Genomic DNA, 26,438 nt, shown 5'->3' with positions numbered 1-26,438 from the left:
AGGTTTTAATTGTTAATTTAAGGCGGCTTTTTAATAAAAGCCGCCTTATTTATTTTAATGTACGTCTGCCGGGATTTCTACGTTTTTCTTAAATTTTTGAAGTAATAATAAAGGTATAGAGAACAGCATAGTATAACCAACCAACCAATAAGCATCGGTATAGGTCAATAAAAAAGTCTGTCTGGTTACCATTCCTTCTATGGCTTTTAAGGCTACGTGTTGGGCATCTAAAAAAGTATAGCCTTTTGCTTCAAAGCTTCTTGTGATCATCTGTATTTTTTGCGTAAAAGCAGTATTGTAGTCATTAACATTGCTCAATAAATTGCTTCTGTGCAAACCGTTTCTAATATGGATAAAAGTGGTAAGTGCGGCAATACCAAAAGAACCGCCCAATTGCCTTCCCATATTGTTTAAACCTGTCCCCTGTCCAATTTCTTTACCCCTTAGATCTTGGATTGCCAGTGTTGTGAGCGGCACAAATAAAAAGGCCATGCCCACACCCCGTATTATCAAAGGCCAAAAGAAATCGCCTGTGCCAGAAGATAGCGTAGATTTGCTCAACATCAATGAAAATAAAAAGAACATTAGCATACCAAAACCCGCCATCAGTTGTGCGGGCACACCCTTCTTTAACATTATGCCAATAGCGGGCATCAAAACAATGGTGGCCAAACCTCCAGGCAGTAATATTTCCCCTGTTTGTAAGGCGGTAAAGCCTAATAAATTCTGACAAAATATGGGGAATATAAATACCGAGCCATACAAACCAAAGCCCAAGATGAAACTAAAGAACATACCCACAGAAAAGCTACGTTTTTTGAGAATGTCTAAATTTACGATGGGATGTTCGGTGCTTTTTTCTCGCCAGATAAACAATAGAAAACCCAGCAATGAAATAATTGATAATACCAAGATGTAGGAAGTTGCAAACCAATCTTCACTTTCGCCCTTTTCTAATACGGTTTGTAAACTTCCAACTGTTAAGGCTAAAAGTACAATTCCCCACCAATCAATTGGTTTCCCTTTAGCCGTTTTGGGTGTTTCTTTAATAAACAGAAAAGTAGCAAAAGCGGCAATAATACCTACCGGGATATTTACATAAAAGATCCAAGGCCAAGAGAAATGATCGGTGATGTAACCACCAATGGTAGGCCCTAAAGTTGGCCCAACAACCGCACCTAAACCAAACATGGCGGTTGCCACGCCTACTTCTTCTGGTGGCCAAGCTTCTAAAAGAATTGCTTGCCCGGTAGATATCAATCCACCTCCTGCTAAACCTTGTAATATCCTAAAAGCGATCAACTCATCCAAACTTGTGGCATTACCACATAAAAAAGATGCAATGGTAAAGATGACGATAGAAAAAAGGAAGTAATTTTTTCTTCCAAAAGTTTCGCCTAACCAACCAGACATGGGCAAAATGATCACATTGGCGATCGCATAGCCAGTGGTTATCCAGGCAACATCTTCTAGGGTGGCACCTAAATTACCTTGTATTTGGGGCAAGGATACATTTACAATGGTAGTATCTATTAACTCTAAAAGTGATGCGGTGATTACGGTAATGGTAATAACCCACTTTCTTAAACCTTTTTCTGCCATGATTGATTATTCTGAAATGTGTACAGAAGCTTTTACGCTCATGCCTGGGCGCAATTTGTCCAAGATCTTGTTCTTTTCTAATTTTATCTTAACTGGTACTCTTTGAATAACCTTTACGTAATTACCCGTAGCGTTATCGGGTGGGAGCAATGAGAACTTAGCACCCGTTGCAGGGGCAAAATTATAAATGTGCCCTTTTAGATCAACATCAGGATAAGCATCAACAACCACATCTACCAACTGCCCTTCTTTTAGTTTTTCTAATTGTGTCTCTTTAAAATTTGCTTTTACGTATAAGCTATTATCGTTAACAACGGCAAACAAAGACTGCCCGGGTTGTATAAGCTGGCCAATTTGTATGTTTTTATTAGATACGATACCAGATGAAGGGGCGGTAATTTTTGTGTACGATAGTTGCAATTTGGCAAAGTCTATATCTGCCGTTCTTGATGAAATATTAGAATTTGCGGCACTAACCTGAGACTCGCTAGTGTTCACTTGTTTTTGCGCAGCAGCAAATTGGGCTTTGGCGGCCTCTAATTGTGCACTAGCCGTTTCTTTTTCTGCTTTGGCTTGGTCAAATTGTTGTTGAGTGATGGAGCCATCTTTAATTAGGTTTTGGTAGCGGACAAAGTCTTTTGATGCTTTTTCTGCCCTTGCACTAGCAGCGTTTACATTGGCCCTTGCCGTGGCGATATTGGCTGAGGTTGAACTAACCACCGTTTCGCTCACGTTCACATTGGCTAGTGCAGATTGCTTACCTGCCTGCGCCTGTTCTAACTTAATTTTATAGTCCCTATCATCAAGTTTAACCAAAAGCTGCCCCGCGTTTACGTGTTGGTTTTCCTCAAAATAGATAGAATCTATATACCCGCCCACACGTGATACAACCGGGCTAATATCGCCATCAATTTGTGCATCATCGGTATCAACATGGTTGCTGAAGTAAATATATTCCTTTACTCCAAAAAAGCCGCCAATAAGGATAATTGCACCCAATATAAATGGGATTACTTTTTTTGATTTCGATTTTGGTTTATTGTTATTTTCCATTGTTTTTATATGTCTGTGTTTAACGATTTAATTCAATTCCTGCCGAGCGCAATAAGTTATAATAAGCTATTTGGGCATCAGCTTTAGCTATTTCTAAATTTATTTTAGCTTGAAAAAGCTGGGTATCTGCATCTATCCTATCAGTAATAGAGGCAATGTTGTTTTGATATTTTGAAGTAACTATTTTATCGTTTTCTTGCGCCTGAGCTATAGAAGCACTGATCACATCGATGCGTTTTAAAGACTGTAAGTAAGTTTCATAATTTCTATTAACATCAAGCTTAATATTATCCATTAAAATATTTTTGTTGATCAAAGTTTCATTTTTATCAATGGTGGCTTCTGCAACTTTATTTTTTGTGGTAAATAAATTACTGATATTCCAAGACAAGGTTGCGCCAATGGTTAAGGGCGTTATAAACTCATTTTGGTTTGGGATAAAACCTTTGGGGTTTAGGTAATAAGCACTAACACCGGCACCTAAAGTTGGCAGTTTATCGGCTTTTATAGAAGCGATATTTCTATCGTTTACACCAGCTCTAAAATCCATTTGTTTTATTTCTACCCGGTTTAACATGGCGCTATCCAAATAATCAACAAAACCCATTTTTTGATTATCAGCAATATTGAAAGGTGCGGTTTTAATAATGGTATTTTCCTGTAAACCCAATAAAATATCCAGGTTATAATTTACGATATTCCTGTTTTTATCAAGATCTAAACCGGTAAGCTCTATATTGGAACGTTGTAGTTGCAATCGTAAAACATCGTTTTTTGTTACCAAACCTTGATCAAAAAATCTGTTTGTTTGTTTAAGCTGCGTATCAATTGCGGCTATGTTTTGGTTGATCACCTCTTTGCTATGATCCAGCTTATACAAGTTTAGGTAAGAGTTTATAATTGCTAATGAGACATCCTGTTTGCTTTTATCAACATCTAATTCAGTAATTTTCTTTAATAGATCTGTACTTTCTTTTGCATATTTAAGTTTATTCCCCGCAAAAATAAGCTCTTGTATAGATAATGTACCTATAAACGCATCTGCTCTTTTTGGTAACCTAACAGGGTCCCCAGGGCCTAGTTGTAAAACATTATTGGGTATTTCTGCATGGTTATAAATTGCGCTTGCTTTTGCAGAAGGCAAAGCCTTATCTAGTGTTTGGTTGTACACAGAAATTGCTTTATCAACTTTAGACTTTGATAGTTTTAAAGTTTTACTGTTTGTTAAGCCTAATGAAATGGCATCATTTAAGGTAATTGTTTTAGTTTCTTGCGCAACGCTTATAAGCGGGGATAAAAAAGCAAATGACGTAAAAATAACGCAGAGTAACTTCGCCATTTTCACAGAAATAATTTTATGGTTTTTTGTGTTAATTATTTTCATTGTTGTTTATTAAATAAGCTCTAAACATTTTTTTTATATGGTTTTTAAGACGTGGTTTCACAACGGTTTCTATAACAGAAGGATTGGTAACATCATAACCCATTAACAAAGACGACATTTCTGCGGCATTAATGATATAACTTTTAGTACCAAATAAAGAAGCTACCAACATATCGGCATCAGCATCTTGGTTAAAGCTGCCGTTTTTTATCCCCTCAGAAATTATTCTTTTTACCTCTAAAGCATTTAAAGAAATTAGGGAAATTATTTTCTTGTTCAATTCTGATCTTTGCGAAAGGCTCATCTCCCTATATATTATTTTTTGGAAAGCACAGTTAGACATCATTTTATCGGCATAATCATCAATGCACTTCTCCAGCTTTTCTATTGAGGAAATCTCTTCATTATTTAGGTTTTCGAGTTTGATTTTTTGCTGAGTAACATGTTTTTGGAAAATGGATAAATACAATCCTTCTTTTCCTCCAAAATAATAATTGAGCATAGCCATATTAACCCCCGCTGCTTGAGAAATATGACGGGTAGAAGCACCATCATAGCCTAGGTCTGCGAATAATTTTTCCGCAATTTCTAGTATATGGTCTTTTTTATCTTGTCTTTCTTCTGTCATTACGGCAACAAAAATAATTAATCGATTGATTAATTATTGTCATGAAAATGTATTCTTTACCTAACTTATTGATATTCAAATATATTAAATTAATCGATTGATTAATTATTAGGGCTTTTTGAAAAGGTAAATTGCCCCTTTATTAAAAGAATTGTTTTTAGCTTTGGATTTTTAATCAATATTAAAAGCTATGGTTGTAATAAATAACTACGAAGAATTTGAAAGTCATCTGGGTAAAGACATGGGCTTATCTCAGTGGCATAAAATAGAACAGTCCCAAATCAATCTTTTTGCCGATGCCACTTTAGATCACCAATGGATACACACCCAACCAGAAAGGGCCGAGGTTGAAAGCCCGTTTAAGAAAACGATAGCTCACGGGTATTTAACGCTTTCTTTAATTCCGTACTTATGGAAACAAATTGTGAACATCCAAAACCTGAAAATGGAAATCAATTACGGCATCGAGAAATTAAGGTTTGCCCAGGCAGTAACCGTAGATAGCGAAGTGAGATTGAAGGTTAGCTTAGCCTCCATTGCTAATTTAAGAGGAGTTACAAAAGCAAATATCAGTTTAACGTTAGAAATTAAAGACGAGAAGAAGCCAGCCTTTACCGGCGAGGTTGTTTTCTTATATCATTTTATTTAAACGCATCTTAAACGTTAATTGACTTGTAAACACCAGATTTGGTGTGCTTTAAATCTCTGTTTTATTTTTACTTTTAAAGAAAAAACCTAACGCCTGTTTAAATGTATGTTGTGAAATTGCTTAGAGTTTAATTTTTTAGCAAACAAGGCAAATTCCTTTTTATTTCTAGTCAAGCGTAGGAGAATTAAACCCTAAGATGATTAAAAAACTAGGAAAATCAGGATTTTTATCGTCAATGATCGTTTAGAAATCTCAAACATTCAATTGCCTAATGCTCAAGAAATCATTATTCAAGATGCGTACAAGAAGCGTTTCAAAATATCATCAAAATATGCCCAAGCTACTGAGATTGCTTTTTATGCCAATTAAAAAATCAAGTACTAAATATTAGGGTTACAGACAATGGTTTAAGGTTGGGTGTTGATAAAGTCAAAAAATATACGGGGTTAACAAACGTGGGTGCTAGGACGAAAACTATTGACCATGACTTTAAGATCAGTTAAAAATTGGATGGAGGAACAGTTTGTGAGATTAAAGTTACATTAACAGTTTAATTCTATTCGTTTATATGGAATGTTGTATCTAAGATTTTTGTCTCAAACTCTTCAACGGGGTATTTGCTTTCTATTAGGTTAATTAACATTTCTGTAGCAATTCTTCCCATTTCAAATGCTGGCTGTCTCACATAAGATAAAGATGGCTTTAATAAATTTACTACATCAGAATTACTAAAACCAGCAATTAAAATATCGTTTTTAGGATTATATTTTTTTAAGGCTTCTAAACAGCCAATGCTTAAACGGTCACTAGCAACAAAGATGGCATCTGGCTTTTGTGGCAAATCAAGTAATTCTTTAATTGCGGTATCTACCTCTCCTTTTTTGCTTCCCCCATGCTCACAATATTTTACATAATTTTCATCAAATACTATCCCGTGTTTTTCTAAGGCATTTAGATAGCCAATTTTTCTTTGCTCTGTAATTGATAATTGTTTAGCATTAGCAAGATGGGCGATTTTTTTAATCCCTTTACTAATTAAGTATTCCGTTGCTTCAAATGCTCCTTGTGTATTGTTACTGGTAACTTTATGTGTGTTCATTGTTTCCAATATCCTATCAAAAAAAACGATGGGCAAACCTTGGTTATGCAATTTTTCTATATGAGAATAATCTTTAGTTTCGGCAGCCAAAGAAATAATAATTCCATCTACAGATCTATTGGCCAAATGTTGGATATTGGTAACCTCGCGTTCATAATGGTCATGGCTTTGTGAAATCACGATATTATACCCACGGTTATAAGCAATAGATTCAATTCCATCAATCGCTTGCGAGAAAAAAACATTGGCAACTTCACAAACAATTATCCCAATAGAATAACTCCGTCTCTCTTTTAAACTTAATGCAATTGGATTTCTAGTAAAATTGATTTTTTCTGCATATTCCAAAACAATTTTTTTTGTTTCCTCACTAATTTCGTAGCCGCCCCTCAATGCCCTGGAAACTGTGGAAGTAGAAAGATTTAAGACTTTGGCAATATCTTTAATAGTTGTTGGCTTAAACATTCTCTATTCTTAATTGATGTGATGTTACCAGCTAAAATACACAATTAAATGCAATTTTAGAACAGTTTATCCTATTGAGAAAAATTAACCCTCACTCGGTAACGATGCCGGCATCGATTGCACACTTATTTAGCTTAATAAGCTTTTTTATTGGTATAAATCTCGTTAACATTGTCTAAACCAATTAAAATAATTAAGCATATTCTTTTTTGAAAAGTGAGAAAATCTCCATTATATGGGAAAAAACTTTCAATCTTTTCTTAAATCCTATTCTTAAAAAAGATTCAAATTTTAACAAACATTCTTATGATGAGAAAAAAAATTCTACTTTTTTTATTAGTAATTGGGTTTACGTTAAGTGCCGCATTTGCACAAACTAGACTAATTACCGGTAAGGTTACAGATTCAACAACAGGAGAAACCTTAATAGGTGTATCAGTTACAGTTGTTGGAACAAAAACAGGAACCCAAACAGATGTAAATGGAAATTACAGCATTAAAGCGGCTAGTGGTTCTACCCTTACATTTACCTATATAGGTTTTAAGGTTAAAAGTGTTAAAATATCAGAGCAAAAGACATTAAACGTTATACTAGAAAACGACTCTCAACTTTTAAACGAGGTTGTTGCCATTGGTTACCAAACGGTTAATAGAAGAGATTTAACAGGTTCTGTATCATCGATTGGTGCAAAACAATTAAAAGATACTCCAATAAACTCTACCGCAGAAGCACTTGCCGGAAGATTAGCGGGTGTTCAAATAATTTCTTCAGAGGGAACTCCTGGCGCATCTGCACAAATAAAGGTTAGAGGCGGGGGTTCTATTACCCAAGATAACTCACCCTTATATATTGTAGATGGTGTTCAGGTTGAGGATGCCCTTTCAAGTTTAGCACCACAAGACATTGCTTCAATTGATGTTTTAAAAGATGCGTCGGCAACTGCTATTTATGGTTCTCGCGGTGCAAATGGAGTAGTAATCATTACTACTAAAGGAGGAAAAGAGCAAGCACCAAAAATTTCTTATAGTGGGCTTGTTGGTGCTAGGAAGTTATTAAGAACATTAGATGTTTTAAAGCCTTATGATTTTGTGCTTTATCAGTATGATAGAAGCAGAGGTAGCACTACTCAAGAAAACACCTTCCAAAGTACATACGGTAATTTTGCAGATCTAGAACTTTATAAAGATGCACCTTTTGTAGATTGGCAAGACGAATTATTTGGAAGAACAGCTTTACAACAAACTCAGAATGTAAGTTTAACAGGTGGAACAGCTACTACAAAATACAATGTAAGCTATACTAATAATTCTGAACAAGGGGTTCAGTTAGGGTCTGATTTTAATAGAAACTTGATCAACCTTAAACTTGATCAAAAAGTAAATGATAAGCTATCTGCTAGTTTTTCTGTAAGGTATAATAATACTAATGTTAATGGAGCGGGAACTTCTAGCGAAGGCTCATCTTCTACTAACAGATTGAGACATGCTATTAAATATAAGCCAATTTTAGGTGCGGGTCAAGATTTATTAGATTACGATCCTGACTATGCTTTAGAAACCAACTCTAATAGTTTAGCATTAATAAACCCTCTTTTATTAAATCAGGCAGAATATCGTAAAAATATTACTAATACCACTAATTTAAGTGGTAATGTAACTTACAAATTCAATAAATATTTAGCCTTTAAAACAACTGTTGGTGTTGATATGCAAGACAGAAGAAATACTTTCTTTAACGATACCATTACCAGTGTTGCAAAACAAAACTCTAATATGCCAACCGCGGGCATTACCACTAGCGGAAGAAATTCTTTAACAAACTCTAATGTGCTAACTTTTGATTTTAGTAAGTCAAAATCGAAGTTTGCAAAGAACAATAGAATTGATGCGCTTTTAGGTGAAGAGCTTTATCAAAATAAATATAGAGAGGATGATTATTCTAGTAAGTTCTTTCCGGTAGGTATTTCACCTATAACAGCACTAGGAAATTTCAGTTTAGGGACACCAAATATTCCTACCTCAAATCAATATACAGAAAGGTTATTCTCTTTATTTGGTAGAGTGAATTACACTTTTAAAGATAAGTATTTGCTAACGGCAACGATGAGGGCAGATGGGTCTTCAAAATTTTCTGACGGTAACAAATGGGGTTATTTCCCATCGGCTTCTTTAGCTTGGAGAATTTCTGAAGAAGATTTTTTTAAGGATTTAAAAGAGAAAATTAAGGTTTCTGAATTAAAATTGAGATTAAGTTATGGAGAAAGTGGGAATAATAGGATTGATAACTTTTTATATCTAACCCAATTTTCACCTAGTGGGTATTATACTACTAATAATCAACTTAATACTACATATAATCCAAGCGCACTTGCCTTTAATGATTTAAAATGGGAAACCACAATTTCAAGAAATGCGGGTTTAGATATTGGATTATTTAACGATAGAATTCAAATTACTGCAGATGCTTATTACAACACTACCAAAGATTTATTATTTCCGGTGCCAGTGGATCCAACTTCAGGATATAGCACTCAATTACGTAATGCAGCTTCAACATCAAATAAAGGTCTTGAACTTCAAATTAGTGGGAACATCATAAACAAAAAGAATTTTAGTTGGAATGCCAATTTCAATTTATCCCACAACAAAAACAATGTAGAAAGTATTGGTAGTATATCCAATTCAGCTCTTTATTCTTCTGGATGGGGCGGAAGTAATCAACCATCAGATTATATAGTGAGAGTTGGCGAGCCCGTAGGAACTATTTGGGGCTTGGTTAGTGATGGTTTTTATAAGATTGATGACTTTGATTATAACAGTGCTAATGGTAAGTACACTTTAAAATCAACCGTAGCGAGCAATAAAAGTATAACTGCAGCAGATCCTTACCCTGGAGGGATAAAATTTAAAGATATCAACAATGACAATGTGGTGGATATTAATGATAGAACTGTTATCGGTAACACTCAACCAAAATTCTTTGGAGGTTTAAATCAACAATTTACTTATAAAAACTTTGATTTAAGTGTTTTTGTGAACTTCCAAACAGGTAATGATGTGTACAATGCAAACAAATTAGAATTCACTAGTGGTTACACGGTTAATTCAAATCTACTAGCCATTGAAACAAATAGATGGAGAAACGTAAATGCTCAAGGTCAAACTGTTACAGATCCAGTTCAATTAGCAGATTTAAACAAAAATGCAACCCTATGGACTCCTTTAACAACCGCAAGTTCATTCTATGTGAATTCTTGGGCAATTGAAGACGGCTCTTTTTTAAGGTTAAATAACATTACTATAGGTTATACTTTGCCTGATAAGACCTTGAAAAAATTAAGAATGGAAAGGTTAAGATTTTACGCCACAGTAAACAATTTAGCGGTATTAACCAATTATTCTGGATATGATCCTGAAGTGAACACTAGAAGGTCAACACCTATTACTTCCGGTGTCGATTATTCGGCCTACCCTAGAAGTTCAGCATTTATTTTTGGATTAAACTTAACGTTATAAAATATTAAGCATGATGACTTTAAAGTTAAATAAATTAGTAATAGGAACAGTTACTTTATTGGTTTCTATCATTTTCATACCTTCTTGTAAAAATTATTTGGAGGTAGCCCCTATTTCATCATTTGGCCCTGAATATGTTTTCAGTAATGTAGGAAATGCGGATAAAGCAGTTTTGGGAGCCTATTCTTATTTAGGTGGTGATAACGGATATGGAATCCGACTGAGTATGTATTACCCTTATGATAATGACGAGATGATGGGTCAAGGTGCAACTCCATATCCAGATAATGAACGTCGTGATATTGCTCATTATAATGTAAATGCAGGTAATACACAATTATCAAATCCATTTTCGCAATTATTTAAAGGGGTAGAAATGTCCAACATTTGCATTTATAATATCCCTAAAATGAATATGTACAATTCTGGTACAGATGCACAAAAAAAACAATTAAAAAAGCTCTATGGAGAAGCTTTAACATTAAGAGCTCAATATTATTTTGAATTGATTCGTAATTGGGGAGACTTGCCAGCTAGATATCTACCGGCAAGTTTTGAAACAGAATTATACAAAGCAAAATCTGATAGAGATGAAATATATGACCATCTATTGGATGATTTGGCAACAGCAGAAGATATTGTGCCCTGGAAATCACAGGCAGGCACTACAAATGAGCGAATAACTCAAGGTGCAGTAAGAGGGCTTAGGGCTAGGATTGCTTTATTTAGAGGAGGATACTCTTTAAGAGTTAGCAGGCAAATGGAGAGAGGTTCTGATTTTAAAAAGTATTATCAAATAGCCTATGATGAGTGTAATAAAATTATTCAGAGCAGAGAGCATAACTTGAATCCAAGTTTTCAATCTATTTTTAAAGATGGTTTAGACGCTCACGTACAAGGTCCTTATGGAGAAATTATCTGGGAAATTGGAATGTCTGGAGGGGCTAGTTCTTATGGAGATAGCAAATTGGGTTATTATAATGGCCCAAGATTAAATGGATCTACCGGAAACGGTGCTTTAACCATTTTACCAACTTACTTCTATTCTTTTGATGCAAATGATACCAGAAGAGACGTAACCTGTGCTCCATTTAATGTAAGCGCAACAGGTGTCATTCAACCCCGTACTTTACAAACCATGGTTGATGGTAAATTCAGGAGAAATTGGATAACAGGCGCTTTAACATCAACAGCACAATATTTGGGAGTTAATTGGCCGGTTTTGAGATACTCTGATGTATTATTGATGTTTGCCGAGGCTGATAATGAATTAAATAATGGGCCAACTCCTGCTGGAATAGCTGCGTTTGAAAAAGTACGTTTAAGAGCTTTCAATCAAAATGCGGGCTTAATTGGTACTACGCCAACAGCATATTTAAGTTTCTTTGATGCAATTGTTAAGGAAAGAAAAATGGAATTTGGTGGTGAAGGGATAAGAAAATATGATTTAATAAGATGGAACCTTTTAGGGCAAAAACTAGCTGATACAAAAGCTGAATTAGCTAAAATGGCGGTAAGTGCTGCTCCTTATGATATGTTACCCAAGATGATGTATTTTCAAGATAATTCCACCTCAGTAATTTATCTTAACTCTTTGTATAACCCTGCTCCAACTACAGCACCTGCAAATTCTGTTGGTGTAACATGGATAGGGTCTGGGATAACAAGTACTATTTCAACCTATTACGCTGTAAATTTTACAGCAAATAAGAGCGAGCTGTTGCCTATCCCACAATCAGCTATAGATGCAAACCCACTATTAACACAAGACTACGGTTATTAAGTAAAATTGAAAATATGAAAAATAGAAATTCAAATAAATTATTTATAGTACTCGGTCTTATTTCATTGGTCATTGGATTAATATCAGCATGTAAAAAAGACAATGTTGATTTAAATTTTGTTCCTACAAGACAGTTTACCCCAGCAACTATTACTGTTTCTGGCAAAGAGACCAGTGCTTTAATTACATGGAGTAAATCTTTATTCTCTGATACTGCAACAACTTATACGGTAGAGTTTGCTAAAGATTCTTTGTTTACCACGGGTATAGAATTAACTAAAGTAACAGACAGCTTAACTTTAACCGTACAAGATGAAGAATTGGCGATTAAACAAAAACATTATGCCAGGATAAAGGCTAATGCAACCGCAAAATCTGTTGAGTCTAAATTTATAACAAGTAAGAGTTTTACCATTACTGGCGAGCAGTTGTTTTTACCTGTTTATTCTTCACAAGTAACAGAAACAACAGTTTTATTAAAATGGAGAGTAAAACCAAATATTTCTAAAGTGGTGCTTACTCCAGTAGCTGGTGGTACAGCTGTTACAGCAAACATTGGAACAACTGAAAGAAATGCCGGACAGATAACGGTTACAGGTTTACAACCAAACACAAATTACGAAGCTGAACTTTTTGCTGGAAATGTATCTAAAGGAAAGGTTTCTTTTGGTACACCTGGTGCTTCTGTTGCAACACAAACCTTAGCACCAACTGATGATTTAGCAGCGGCAATAGCAGCGGCATCAAACAATGCAGTAATTGCAATTCAGCCAGGGACCTATGATCTTACGGTGGTAACTACAGATATAATAGGTAAAAATATCACTTTGCAATCGGTATCTAAAAATCCAAATAACACTAAAATTAATTTCAAGCAATTTAATTTGAAAGGTTCAGGAGCGGGGATAAAATTCTCGGGAATCGAGTTTGATGGATCTATAGCACCCGCAGATTATTTTATTAATGTTGTTGGCTTAAATAGTGATGGGGAAGCAGCTACTTTTAAATCTATAGTGGTAGAAAACTGTAAAATCCATTTTACAAGAAATTGTTTGATAAGAGCAAACAGAGGCTCAAACAATGGTCAAAAATTAGATGACATTAAATTTGATAATTGTATTCTTTATGATAATAACGCATCATCTTATAGTTATTTCATGATGGATAAATCAGAATTTAAAACAATTAGCATCACAAATACTACTATTTACAATTCAGCTAGGGCAATTATCAGTTGGGGAACAAATATCACTCCCGCTCAAACTCCTGTGATAACTATTGATCACGTTACTATAAATGGATTTGGCTCTGGTGTAAGAAATAACATTGTATTAGATGCTAATACAAACACGGTTACTTTCACTATGCAAAATTCTATAATTGCCAATACTCCTAAAGCAGGCGAAACAGTTGGCACAAATGCAATTAAAGCCGCCGGAAATATTAAATTTAATAATAATGATTATTTCAATTTAAATACCGGCGATGGTAATCAGGTTACCTTTGGTTCTAATGTCACACTAATCAGCAATAAAACGGTAGATTTAGGTTGGAACGCAAGTACCACAACATTTGCACTACCTGCAAATTCTGAGTTAAGAACCGCTGGAACACTAAGTGATGCAATAGGTGATCCAAGATGGCATTAAGTAATTGATAAATAAAATCTGGTTAATGGGCAGTATATTTTAACTGCCCATTTTTAATTATATCAAAATGATAAGAAGTTTTAACTCAAGGCGTATAATAATATTAGCCTTTATATTTTTAGCCTGCTCTTGCAAAAAAGCAAATAAAAGCGGTGGGGAGGTTATTCCTGAACCTCCGGTTTTGGAAACACCGGTTAAAGTTGTTGAAAGTGCTTATGCTTTTGCAGGCGCAGAAGGTGCTGGTAAAAACACTACTGGTGGGCGTGGAGGTAAAGTTATTAAAGTAACAAACCTAAATGATTCTGGTAATGGAAGTTTAAGAGCGGCAATAGAATCAACAGGTGCTAGAATAATTGTATTTGATGTTTCTGGAAATATAAAATTGAAAAGTAGTTTACAGTTAAGAAATTCCAATGTTACTATTGCCGGCCAAACCGCACCCGGCGACGGAATTTGTATTCAAGATTATGATATGTATATATCTGCGAGCAATGTTATTGTAAGATATATGCGTTTTAGATTAGGAGACACCAATGTAGCAACCATAGAAAGTGATGCTTTTGGCGGAAGAGATGCAGAAAATATCATGATAGATCATTGTTCTATGAGTTGGTCTATAGATGAAACCGCATCATTTTATCACAATAAAAACTTTACCATGCAGTGGTGCATCATTTCAGAAAGTATGAATGATTCTGGTCATGCGAAGGGAAAGCATGGTTATGGAGGTATTTGGGGCGGTAGTCCTGCTTCTTTTCATCACAACCTTTTAGCACATCACGCCAGCAGAAACCCAAGGTTTGATGGAGGCCTAAGATATAGTGCAGGCAGTGGTACAATGGTAGGTAAATACGGAATAGATAAAGTAGATTTTCGTAATAACGTAATTTATAATTGGAGTTCTAATAGTGCTTATGGAGGCGAGAATGGCGAATATAATATTGTAAACAATTATTATAAAGCAGGGCCTGCAACTCCTGCAAGTATAAACAGGCGTATCATGCAGGTTTATAAAGATGTTACTACCGGAGCAAGCAACCCAAGTGTGTATGGCGTTGGATATGGTACTTTTTATATCAATGGAAATTATGTTGATGGTAATGCGACTATTACTGCTAATAATTGGAATGGAGGTGTAGATTATCAATCTGGTACAAGCCAGGTATTAGTTCAAAACATCAATCCTTTTCAATCAGTAGAAATCCCTGTACAAACAGCAGAACAAGCCTATAATGCAGTATTGTTATATGTGGGGGCAAGTTTAAAAAGAGATCCTATTGATACCAGAATTACCAAAGAAGTAAAAGATGGAACAACCACTTTTGTTGGTTCTAAAACAGGATTAAAAGGAATTATAGATACACAAACCGATGTTGGAGGATGGCCTGCACTGATGCAAACGGATGTTCCTTTAGATACAGATGGAGACGGAATGCCAGATGCTTGGGAGATTGCCAATAAGTTAGATCCAAAACAAGCAAATGCAAACGGGCATGATTTAAGTTCTGGATATGAAAATATTGAAGTCTATTTAAATTCATTGGTAAAAGAAATCACAGAAAAGCAAGCACAATAAACCTTAATTATGTTTAGAAATTTAAATTTAGCCGCTATTACTATCATTTTTCTTTCATGTTCTGCAAAAAAACCTACAGTAGCTATAAACGATAAACCTCTTGCTTTTCCAAGTGCAGAAGGTTATGGTAAATATACAACTGGGGGCAGAGGGGGTGAAGTATTTATAGTTGATAATTTAGAAGATAGCGGTACGGGCAGTTTTAGAGAAGCCGCAACAGCTAAACATCCAAGGATTATTGTATTTGCAGTTTCGGGAACCATTCATTTAAAATCAGAATTATCGATAAGTAAAAATGCTACTATTGCTGGGCAAACAGCCCCTGGAGATGGAATTTGTTTAGCAGATGAACCAGTTCTTTTGGGCGGTGATAATATCATCGTTAGGTTTATGAGATTTAGAATGGGAGATAGGTATCAGAACAAAGGAATGATAGATAAAACTGGTGCTGATGATGCTTTTGGAGGATCAAAGAAGAAAAATATTATAATTGATCATTGTAGTATGAGCTGGAGTACCGATGAGGCATTTTCAGTTTATCGTGGTGATAGTACAACACTACAATGGAATTTAATTGAAGAGCCGTTAAATTATAGCTACCATTTTGAAGATGGTGATAAAGATTTTGAACATCATGGCTATGGAGGCATTTGGGGTGGCGAACACTTTACTGCACACCATAATTTATTTGCACATTGCGGAAGTAGAAACCCTAGATGGAATGGTGCTAGATTAGGGGCAACCGAAGAACTTGCCGATTTTAGAAATAATGTAATTTATGACTGGGGACATAATAGTGCTTACGGAGGTGAGGGCGGTAAATATAATATGGTAGCTAATTATTATAAATATGGCCCGTCAACCCACAAAAGCGTTAAGAACCGCATTGTTAACCCAAGTTATCTTAAAGAAGTTGGATTCGGTCAGTTTTATGTAGCAGATAATTATGTCGATGGTTTTCCTGATGTAACTAAAGATAATAAATTAGGCGTACAATTAGACAAGGGTTTTGGCGAAGCAGATATGGAAAAAACCATCGTCAATTCTCCAATGGATGTTATGCCAATTTTTACCACCACTGCTATAAAAGCTTATGGCGAAGTATTAAAAAATGTAGGCGCAACCTTACCCAAAAGAGACACCTTGGATCAAAGGATAATTAATGAAGTAAAAACAAGAACCGGCCGCATGATAGATGTACAAGGAGGTTTTAAACATGGAACACCTTATGAAATCTCTAAAATTGCTTGGCCAGTTTTAAAAAGTAATCCAGCTCTAAAAGATTCGGATAAAGATGGAATGCCTGATGATTGGGAGATTAAGAATAATCTTAACCCAAAGATTAATGATTCTGCATCATTTGGTATAAATAAGCAATACACCAACATAGAAATTTATATCAATAGTTTAATAACTAAATAGTTTTAAAATGAGAAAATTAAAATGGATAGCTCTATTTATACTAACGGTTTTTTGTTTTGCATTTAAGCAGAAAGAGCCAATAACAGTTTTTTTGATCGGCGATTCTACGCTATCAATTAAAGAGGTAAAAGCTTATCCAGAAACTGGTTGGGGGATGCCATTTGCTTGGTTTTTTGATAAAGATATAAAAGTAGATGATAGGGCTAAAAATGGTAGAAGTACCCGAAGTTTTTTTGAAGAAAACAGATGGCAACCTATTTTAGATTCATTAAAAGCAGGAGATTATGTTTTAATTCAGTTTGGGCATAATGATGAAGTTTCTACCAAAAAAACCTATACTACACCCTCAGATTATGTGATGTATCTTACCAAATATGTGAATGAAACAAGAGAAAAAGGAGCTTTGCCGGTATTGATTACACCTGTTGCCCGCCGTTCTTTTGATGAGCAAGGTAAAGTGGAAGATACCCATAAAGTTTATGCACAATTGGTCAGAAATGTAGCTAAAGAATTAAATGTTCCATTAATAGATCTTTCACAGAAAAGTATGGCCCTTGTTCAAGATTTAGGCCCTGATAAATCTACGCTGATATACAATCATTTACAGCCCGGAGAAAACCCAAACTACCCAGATGGTAAAAAGGATGACACTCATTTTAACGAGTTAGGAGCAAGAAAAATAGCTCAATTGGTATTAGATGGCATTAAGGAATTAAATCTTCCATTGGTTGCCCACATTGTAAAAAGCAATTTTTTAAAGAAATAATTAGCATAATACTATGTTAAAGGGATTTTAAATTAACGGGCAAGTAACCCACTAAGTTTAAAAAATAAATATTACAGACCTTTTATCTCTTCCGCTATCATTTGTAAATATTGCAGATCCAAATTCTTGGATAATGCCAAAGCGTTTAACCATCAATATAAAAAGATTATCCTTGAAAATTTGATCTCTAAGAGTTCTCAAAATCCAAGATTGTATGTTCATTAGTAAATTCAGCCTACCAATAATAATCAATCTTCAGGGCATTTTATTTTGAAAAAGAACACGGCGTTTCTAAAATAAATTTTCGGTATCGATGCCGGCAACGATTGCACATTTTTAATTGGTTAAATGCTTAAAATACAGCGATAAACTAGTTAAGTTTATTTAACCAATTATAAATAAAAGCAATCTTACTGATTTTTAGTTGTTTCTAATCTTACTGATTTTTGATCGTACAATCTATTATTGATTTAATTTATAAGGGTAATTTTTAACTAATTAAAATTCAATTATGAAAAAATCTTTACTTTATTTTACATTTATTTTTGCTGTTCTTTTTGTTTTTGAAGCAAAAGCGCAATCTTTTGATTATGATGTTACGGCTGCTGATCCTGCAACAGCAAGTTTTCCAACAAGTACCCAAGGCGGAATATCACTAACCACCACTGCGCCGGTAGCTACGGATGGTTCATCGCCTGTTTATAAAATGTTAAATATCAGTTCAAACAGTTACGATGTTACTTTATCATCAACAACATCAGATATTAGGCAAGTGATTTATTATGTAAGAGGCGCAGGAACTTCTACTGCGGCAACACCTGTTGTAACTTATGGCGTCTCTTCTTCTGATCCTGCAATGGTTACATCTACTGCTCAAAGCGCAACAAGCGCAGCCCCAGGAGCCCCATTGACATACATTTTTCCAATGGGGACCAGATATGTTAAAATGGTTAGAATTGCTACGGTTAGGGTGTTTCGCATCGCTGCAGGACCATCATCCTTTACCTTGCCTCTCGATTTCCTTTCATTTACAGCTAAAGCCGATGCATTGGGTAAAACAGTTGCTTTAAATTGGAGTACTACCAATGAAATAAACACCAAAAACTTCGAGATTCAAAGAAGAACAGATGTTACAGAATTTAAAACTATTGGTAAAGTAATTAGCAAAAACACTGCTGGAATTCATAACTATTCATTTACTGATGGTAATGTATCACAAGGAAGTTCTTACTATCAAATTTTACAATTTGATAATGATGGCGCCTCAAAACCAAGTGTAATAGTACCCGTAAATATTAAATCGGCAACAGCACTATCTATTTACCCAAATCCGGTAGAAAATTCTTTAGGCATTACTCATGCTTTAGCATCAAATGCCTTTATCAAAATTTTGAGTTTAGACGGCAAAACCATCATTCAAAAAAAGGTGGATGAAAATTCAACATCAACACAATTAGATGTTTCACAATTAGCAAGCGGTTCTTACCTCATTGTTTTAGATAACAATAACGAAAAATCAACATTAAAATTTATTAAAAAATAAAGTATAAAAGAAAGGGGTTAAAAAGGTTAATCCCTCTTTTTTTTAACGCCTTTTAAGGCGTATTAACTGTGTATTGCCCTAAAAATTCTTCAAAACGCTTTTTATTAAGCCTTTCAAAGGCATAATAATTAAACTGATTAAATCTGATTTTCCTCTAGAAAATTTAAGGTCTATTAAATATAAATCAAAAATTATGAAACCAATTATTACCAAAGTGAGATGGAATTATCTCTTGAGTTTTTTATTGCTTTTTTTAATGCAAAGTGCATTTGCACAATATGACAAAACCGTTGATAAAACCGGAACGGGTGATTACACTACAGTTCAGGCGGCCATTGATGCAGCACCAACAGGTTTAATTGCACCATACAGAATTTTTATCAAAAACGGTATTTATAAAGAAATAGTAACAGTGCCATCAAATAAACCTTTTATACAATTGGTTGGAGAAAGCGTTGCCGGTACCATTATTACTTATGATAACTATTCTGGAAAAGCAATACCAGGCGGCGGAGTTTATGGTACAAGCACTTCGGCAACCGTAACAATTAGCGCAACAGATTTTAGTGCGGTTAATATTACATTTCAAAACACAACCGGCGACGCTCCTCAGGCATTGGCAATTAATGTAAATAATGATAGAGCTTCATTTAAAAATTGTAGGTTTTTAGGCGGACAAGATACTTTATTGGCAAATAATAACGGTTTAAGACAGTATTATCTCAATTGTTATATAGACGGCGTTGTTGATTTTATCTTCGGCAACGCTAGGGCGGTTTTTGATAATTGTGTGATTTATCCTAAAGATAGAAAAGATGGTAATTCTAGTTATATCACGGCTGCAAATACAAAAAATCCAGAACCTTATGGCTTTGTTTTCAGAAACTCGCAAATAACAGAAAATACAGGGATAACAAAATATGTTTTAGGTAGGCCGTGGCAAAATGATGCGGCTACTACAGTCAACAAATCAGAAAATAGAACCGTGTATTTAAACACAAAAATGGGAGCTTCTGTTAGCCCTGCAGGTTGGTCTACTTGGGATTCTGGTACAGATACAAACTTAATTATCTATGGAGAATACAATAGCCAAAATACCGATGGTTCTCCTTATGATGTTAGCTCCAGGGTTTCATGGTCTAAACAATTTACCACTACTGACGCCGCTGTTTATTCTGATGCTAATTTATTTGCAGGATGGGATCCCACAGCCGTTTTTATAGATGCAGCAACTTATACAGCTCCTTTGGTAGTTTCAAATTTTCAGGGAACAAAAGGTGCAACTACAACCCCGTTTAAATGGAATATTAGCTGGCCAATTACCGGTGTACAATATGATGTTTATAGAAGTACAGATAACGGTATGAATTATTCAATAGTGAATACACAAACATCTTCAGATGCAAATGTAAATTTTAATTATACGGCACCAAATCCGCCTCCAGGCTCTAGCTATCAATATTATGTGAAAGCAACTAAAAGTAGTTATGCTGATAATTCATCTGATATAGTTACTATTTCTAGTGTACCTACGGTTACGGTAACAGGTTCTTTAGGAGTGTTTTTACAAGGTTTAGGTACACCATCAACATCACAATCTTATACTGTTTCTGGTCTAGATTTAACAAACGATATCATCATTACTCCTCCTGTGGGGTATGAAATTTCATCAAATGGGGGTACAAATTGGTATGATTTAACCAACCCTATTCATTTGGTACCTACTAGTGGTGCTGTTGCCAACACAAGTATTTCTGTAAGGTTAAATGTCAGTACGGCAGCAACTTATTCGGGTAATATTACACAAACCAGCACTGGCGCAATTGATGTTAATCAGGCTGTTTCTGGAACAGTTCAAAGTGGTTCTCTTACCGTTTCTGCAACATTAATCAATTGGCCATTAACTGCTGATAATGTAGATAACTCTTTAGTTAGGGCAACTGGCGTAACGGCTACAACCCCAACTTTAAACGGGTTTGTACCTTCAGACGGAACAACAAATACTTCTTTTCCACCTTATTCAAGTGTTCAGGGACAATCTTTTGCCGTAAATGCGGCAGGTGGAGGATGGTCATCAAGCTCAACACCCGCCGGTCCTGGAAATTTGAATACTAATTTCTATGAGCAATTTACCGTTCAGCCGAGTGCTAATTATCAGATAAGAGTAGATACGATAAGTTTTAATACTTCAGTAGAGCTTACAACCGGTAATTTTGCAGTAAGTTATTCTTTAGATGATTTTACAAACAAAGTTGATTTGAATACTGGTATTGCACCTGATGGAAATTCAATCATGTTTACCTCAAATGGAGTTTTCCCTACCACAGCAATTGCAATGATAAGGGAAGATGCTGCAAATATTTCTAAGTTTAAATTCCCTGTTAGTAATCTAAATATCCAAAATGGGCAAACCTTAAAAATTAGGATCTACTTTAAAACGGGAAGTAGCAGCAGTACAAATAGATATGTAAAAGTTAAAGACTTTTTGGTAAAAGGAGAATCTTCTTTAGCCCCAGTTTTAGGAGATTACCAGTCGCACCAATCTGGTGATTGGACAGCCCTAAGCACTTGGGAAAGATATGATGGTACAGCTTGGGTAACTCCGGCACCAGATTATCCTGTTTATAATAATTCTGGTAAATCTACTATACAAAATGGGCATACTATTACTGTTTCTTCTTCTCTTGCAAATGGAAGCGGTTATATTCATTTAACTACTGTTAAACTAGGAGGACAATTAGTTGTAAGTTCTGGTGCTGATTTAAAATTATCTAATGATGGAGATGCAAATACAGTTGATTTATTAGTTAATGGCAATATGAACATTAACGGTACATTAAGCACTAACGGAGCTTGTACTATTGAAGTTGGAGGAAAATTAGTGAATTCAAACTCAATTAGCTTAAATGGAACTGATATACTTACTATAGATTCATTAGCAACTTATCAGCACAATGCAAATAGTCCAAATGCACCAACAGCAGTATGGAAGACTGGTTCAAATTTCTTGATTACAGGACTCACAACTAGCCAAACTAGTATTTTCAAAAACACGATAAATTACTATAATATCATTTGGGATAATCAGAACGAGGCTTCAGGAAAATATTATGCAGTACGTGGCAATCTAACAGCAACAAATGTTTTAGGCAAGTTGACGGTAAAAAGTACAGGCGCAACTTATATTTCATTATTTAATGCAGATGGAACTACAACTTTACCCAGTGGCTATGAGCAAACGGGTGGTAAAGTTTTAGTAAGAGAAAGCGGAACTGTAAATGCCATTTTTAATATCGGTAAAGATTTTGCAGTTACTGGTGGTACTTTTGAGTCTAATTCCGCAGCTTCTGTAATCCTTAATCTAACTGGTGCAAGTAGCAAATACAATTACGATGATGCCACCCATGTACTTACAAACCTTAATACAAACATAAGCGGAAATTACACCTTACAGTCTTCATTAAACTTGAATAATTTAGCTTTAACAGGTAATGGAAAAATAACATTAGGAGCTAATACTTTAACAACAACTTTGCTAACTGGTGGTTCTTCATCGGCGTATGTAATTACTAATGGCGTTGGGAAATTAAAAATAAATAATATTGGGACAACTAATGTTACCTTTCCTATAGGTACATCTGCAACATCTTATAATCCAGTTACTATAAATAATGCTGGCATTGTTGATAATTTTTCTATGAGCGTACAAAACACCTTTGATAACGCTACCCCAAATAATAACCAAACTGTAAATAAACAATGGAACATAGAAGAAGATATTGCTGGCGGCAGCAACGCCACTTTAACTTTGGGGTGGTCAGGTGCGGATCAAGCTGTGGGTTTTAACCCTTCTAACCCAATTTCTCTTTTGCATTACACAAGTGGTAATTGGGCGGGAACATTGGCTTCAATTTCTGGAAGTGGAACAGTTGCAGATCCTTATTTAGCAACTGCATCTGGCTTCAATTCATTTAGTCCTTTTGGTGTTGGTAATTCTACCGTTTTACCACTCGATTTGATTTCATTTACAGCATCTGTAAATAAGGGTTTAAGTCCAAAGGTAAATTTGAGTTGGAAAACTACAAATGAAGTAAATACCTTAAAATTTGATGTAGAAAGAAGTTTTGATGGGAAATCTTTTTCTAATATTGGATTAGTTAACGCTATGAATACACCGGGAATTCATGATTATGCTTTTGTAGATGATAATCCGCTTACGGGAACTGCATATTATCGTTTAAACCAAATAGATTTGAATGGTGCAAATAAATATAGCCCAATTGAAGCTGTAAATTTGGAAAGCTATATCAGCTTGAGCGTTTATCCAAACCCTGTTTCAAACATTTTAAATATCATTCATCCAAAAGCAAATGATGGTGCGTCTTTAAGTATTGTTTCTTTAAATGGGCAAAAATTATTTACAATTGGTGTTAATAAGGATAATACAAAAACAAGCACTGATATTTCTAAGCTAAGTTCAGGAGCTTATTTTATGATGTTCGATAATGGTAGCCAACAATCTGCATTAAAGTTTATTAAAAACTAATATCGTCTTTTGGTTGATAATTAGAGTTAGGGTGTACTTTTGGTTGGTGCATCCTTTTTCATTTCTGTAAACGGCATCGATTGCATAGAATTATATGCTTAAATGCTTTTAATCTGCATATTTTCTTTGTAAAATTGAAAATACCAGTTATTTCATAACCAAGAAATGAAAAACTTCCTATTTGTTTTTTTGTTTATTTCTCAGTTTTTATCCGCTCAGGAAGCTTCTAAAGTTTGGATAGCCGACCAAGGTAACGGGACATATAAAAACCCGATTTTAAATGCAGACTATTCTGATCCTGATGCGATAAGAGTAGGAGAAGATTTTTATTTAACATCTTCTAGCTTTGAACATATTCCGGGTTTGCCAATTCTGCATTCTAAGGATTTAGTAAACTGGACAATCATTAATCATGCTTTAAAAAAGCAACCTCCTTATGATGCTTACAACAAGCCTCAACACGGTAACGGAGTTTGGGCACCCGCAATACGCTATCATAACAAAGAATTTTATATCTATTATCCAGATCCCGATTATGGGATTTATAGGATAAAAACAGCTAATCCCGCTAAGGATTGGTCTCAGCCAATTTTGGTTTATCCCGGCAAAGGAATTATTGATCCATGTCCCTTTTGGGATGAAGATGGCAAAACTTGGTTAGTACATGCTTATGCCGGTAGCAGAGCAGGTATTAAAAGTTTAATTGCCATTGCACCAATGAATTTGGAAGGCACAAAAGTCATCGGCGAAAGCCAGATTATTTATGACGGGCATGAGACCGACCCAACTATTGAAGGCCCAAAAATTTACAAGAGAAACAATTATTATTACATTTTTGCGCCTGCCGGCGGAGTACCAACAGGCTGGCAACTGGTTTTAAGGTCAAAAAATATATTGGGACCTTATGAGCGGAAAGTAATGATGGGCCAAGGTAAAAGCGTCGTAAATGGCCCGCATCAAGGGGCTTGGGTAAAAACACAAACAGGCGAAGATTGGTTTTTACACTTTCAGGATAAAGGGGCTTACGGAAGAGTTGTCCATTTAGAACCCATGAAATGGATAAACGATTGGCCGGTTATTGGTTTAGATAAAGATGGAGATGGAATAGGCGAACCAGTTTCGGTTTATAAAAAACCTGATGTTGGAAAAATTTATCCAATACAAACACCACAAGAATCTGATGAGTTTAATAACCAAAAATTAGGTTTACAATGGCAATGGGAAGCAAACTATAATGGCAATTGGTATATGCCTAATCATGATGGGAATTTACGGCTTTACTCAGTTTTTACGGATAGTACCAAAAACCTATGGGATGTTCCAAACATTCTAGCACAAAAATTTCCGGCAGATAATTTTACAGTAACAACTAAACTAAAACTGATACCAAACCCAAAATTAAAGAATGAAAAAGCAGGGTTGGTTATTTTAGGTTTGAGTTATGCCAACGTTTTTATACAAAACAAAGAAGATGGTTTGTATTTGATGAAAGGGATTTGCGAAAAAGCCGATAAAGGAAATCCAGAGAAAGATGAAGAACTATTAAAACTATCATCATCTGAGGTTTATCTAAGGGTAAAAGTGACGGCGGGTGCTAAATGTAATTTCTACTACAGTTTTGATGATAAAAAATATAAAGAAATTGAAGATGAATTTTCTGCCGAAGCCGGTAAATGGACGGGAGCAAAAGTTGGGATTTATAGTATAGGCAATCAAAAAAGTAATGATTCTGGTTATGCTGATTTTGACTGGTTTAGGATTACTCTTTAAAATAGTTTAACATGAAACAATTGGTTTTCTTCTTTCTTTTTTTGAGTTCTGTTACGGTATCTGCACAAGCGCAAAAATTCAAATTTGTAGTAGCGCAAGATGGAAGTGGAGATTTTAAAACTATACAAGAAGCGGTTAATGCAGTAAGAGATCATTCTCAACAAGAAGTAACTATTGAAATAAAAGAAGGTATTTACAACGAAAAACTAGTGATTCCATCGTGGAAAAAAAACATTAAACTTATTGGCGAAAGCAAAGAAAAAACCATTATTACCAATGATGATTTTTCTGGAAAACCCTTTCCAATTGCAACAGATTTTACCGGCAATCCTAAATACAGTACTTATACTTCTTACACAGTTTATGTACAGGCTAATGATTGTGTTCTGGAGAATTTAACCATCCAAAATACTGCCGGAAGAGTTGGGCAAGCTGTAGCTTTAAATGTGGAGGCAGATAGAGTAAGCATAAAGAATTGTAATATTTTAGGCAATCAAGATACTTTATACTTGGCTAAAGACGGGCGTAATTATTTAGAAAATTGCTACATAGAGGGGACAACAGATTTTATTTTTGGCGAGGCCACGGCAGTTTTTCAAAATTGCACCATTAAAAGCTTAACAAATTCTTTTATTACTGCCGCGTCTACTTCTTGCAATCAACAATTTGGCTTTGTTTTTTTTGATTGTAAACTGATAGCTGATAGTGGTGTTGATAAGGCTTTTCTCGGTCGCCCTTGGCGGCCGTATGCAAAAACCGTTTTTATTCATTGCAATTTAGGGACTCAAATTTTACCAGAAGGTTGGGATCCTTGGAAAGGTGATGCAATGTTCCCTGATAAAGAAAAGACGGTTTTTTATGCTGAATATCAAAATACTGGAGCGGGATCAAAAACCCAAAATCGAGTAAATTGGTCTCATCAGTTAACATCGGCGGAAGCCAAAGAATACAATTTAAAAAACATATTCTGCAACTGGAAGCCATAAA

16 protein-coding genes are annotated in these 26,438 nt (G+C 35.1%); 11 read left to right on the top strand and 5 right to left on the bottom strand.

The features are described from left to right. Positions 1-54: 54 nt before the first annotated feature. The 4 genes from I5M32_RS09090 to I5M32_RS09075 are packed head-to-tail and all read right to left on the bottom strand — an operon-like array spanning position 55 to position 4,667. Complete coding sequence (locus I5M32_RS09090) at positions 55-1,602, bottom strand: DHA2 family efflux MFS transporter permease subunit (protein ID WP_200585916.1); 1,548 nt, start codon at positions 1,600-1,602, stop codon at positions 55-57. Between the two features lie 6 nt (positions 1,603-1,608). Beyond that, positions 1,609-2,655, bottom strand: coding sequence for an HlyD family secretion protein (locus I5M32_RS09085; RefSeq protein WP_200585915.1), 1,047 nt, complete (start codon positions 2,653-2,655; stop codon positions 1,609-1,611). Between the two features lie 19 nt (positions 2,656-2,674). After that, positions 2,675-4,039 carry a TolC family protein gene (locus I5M32_RS09080; protein WP_234461917.1) on the bottom strand — a complete coding sequence of 455 codons (1,365 nt, stop codon included), beginning with the start codon at positions 4,037-4,039 and terminating at the stop codon, positions 2,675-2,677. Beyond that, a complete protein-coding gene (locus I5M32_RS09075) occupies positions 4,026-4,667 on the bottom strand; it encodes a TetR/AcrR family transcriptional regulator (RefSeq protein ID WP_200585914.1) in 642 nt (213 codons plus the stop codon). Before I5M32_RS09075 ends, I5M32_RS09080 begins: the two co-directional genes overlap by 14 nt. A gap of 190 nt (positions 4,668-4,857) precedes the next feature. On the opposite strand from I5M32_RS09075, the gene I5M32_RS09070 reads away from it, so the two are divergent. After that, the gene (locus I5M32_RS09070) at positions 4,858-5,316 is read left to right on the top strand and encodes a MaoC family dehydratase (RefSeq protein ID WP_200585913.1); all 459 of its coding nucleotides are present in this window, start codon (positions 4,858-4,860) and stop codon (positions 5,314-5,316) included. Positions 5,317-5,872: 556 nt separating this feature from the next. Here the strand turns inward: I5M32_RS09070 and I5M32_RS09065 are convergent. Continuing rightward, positions 5,873-6,880 carry a LacI family DNA-binding transcriptional regulator gene (locus I5M32_RS09065; RefSeq protein ID WP_200585912.1) on the bottom strand — a complete coding sequence of 336 codons (1,008 nt, stop codon included), beginning with the start codon at positions 6,878-6,880 and terminating at the stop codon, positions 5,873-5,875. 306 nt (positions 6,881-7,186) lie between these two features. Between I5M32_RS09065 and I5M32_RS09060 the strand changes: the two genes are divergently transcribed. From I5M32_RS09060 to I5M32_RS09015, 10 genes are all read left to right on the top strand, one after another. Then, positions 7,187-10,396 carry a SusC/RagA family TonB-linked outer membrane protein gene (locus I5M32_RS09060; protein WP_234461916.1) on the top strand — a complete coding sequence of 1,070 codons (3,210 nt, stop codon included), beginning with the start codon at positions 7,187-7,189 and terminating at the stop codon, positions 10,394-10,396. A gap of 10 nt (positions 10,397-10,406) precedes the next feature. After that, the gene (locus I5M32_RS09055; protein ID WP_234461915.1) at positions 10,407-12,179 is read left to right on the top strand and encodes a RagB/SusD family nutrient uptake outer membrane protein; all 1,773 of its coding nucleotides are present in this window, start codon (positions 10,407-10,409) and stop codon (positions 12,177-12,179) included. Between the two features lie 14 nt (positions 12,180-12,193). Continuing rightward, positions 12,194-13,828, top strand: a complete 1,635-nt coding sequence (locus tag I5M32_RS09050) for a DUF4957 domain-containing protein (RefSeq protein ID WP_200585911.1) — start codon at positions 12,194-12,196, stop codon at positions 13,826-13,828. A gap of 67 nt (positions 13,829-13,895) precedes the next feature. Further along, a complete protein-coding gene (locus I5M32_RS09045) occupies positions 13,896-15,404 on the top strand; it encodes a pectate lyase family protein (RefSeq protein WP_200585910.1) in 1,509 nt (502 codons plus the stop codon). Positions 15,405-15,413: 9 nt separating this feature from the next. Then, positions 15,414-16,826, top strand: coding sequence for a pectate lyase family protein (locus I5M32_RS09040; protein ID WP_234461914.1), 1,413 nt, complete (start codon positions 15,414-15,416; stop codon positions 16,824-16,826). A 7-nt stretch (positions 16,827-16,833) separates the two neighbouring features. Next, the gene (locus tag I5M32_RS09035) at positions 16,834-17,592 is read left to right on the top strand and encodes a rhamnogalacturonan acetylesterase (RefSeq protein ID WP_200585909.1); all 759 of its coding nucleotides are present in this window, start codon (positions 16,834-16,836) and stop codon (positions 17,590-17,592) included. Between the two features lie 511 nt (positions 17,593-18,103). Beyond that, positions 18,104-19,135 (top strand): T9SS type A sorting domain-containing protein, encoded by a 1,032-nt coding sequence (locus I5M32_RS09030; RefSeq protein WP_200585908.1) that lies wholly within the window; start codon positions 18,104-18,106, stop codon positions 19,133-19,135. 193 nt (positions 19,136-19,328) lie between these two features. Beyond that, positions 19,329-23,681: a pectinesterase family protein gene (locus I5M32_RS09025; protein WP_200585907.1), complete on the top strand. Its 4,353-nt coding sequence runs from the start codon at positions 19,329-19,331 to the stop codon at positions 23,679-23,681. Positions 23,682-23,846: 165 nt separating this feature from the next. Continuing rightward, positions 23,847-25,451, top strand: a complete 1,605-nt coding sequence (locus I5M32_RS09020; protein WP_200585906.1) for a glycoside hydrolase family 43 protein — start codon at positions 23,847-23,849, stop codon at positions 25,449-25,451. Between the two features lie 11 nt (positions 25,452-25,462). Next, positions 25,463-26,437 carry a pectinesterase family protein gene (locus I5M32_RS09015; RefSeq protein WP_200585905.1) on the top strand — a complete coding sequence of 325 codons (975 nt, stop codon included), beginning with the start codon at positions 25,463-25,465 and terminating at the stop codon, positions 26,435-26,437. Position 26,438: the final 1 nt, after the last annotated feature.

Source organism: Pedobacter segetis (assembly GCF_016623585.1).
GTDB classification, from domain to species: domain Bacteria; phylum Bacteroidota; class Bacteroidia; order Sphingobacteriales; family Sphingobacteriaceae; genus Pseudopedobacter; species Pseudopedobacter segetis.
This window is presented reverse-complemented; position numbering and strand designations above follow the sequence as displayed.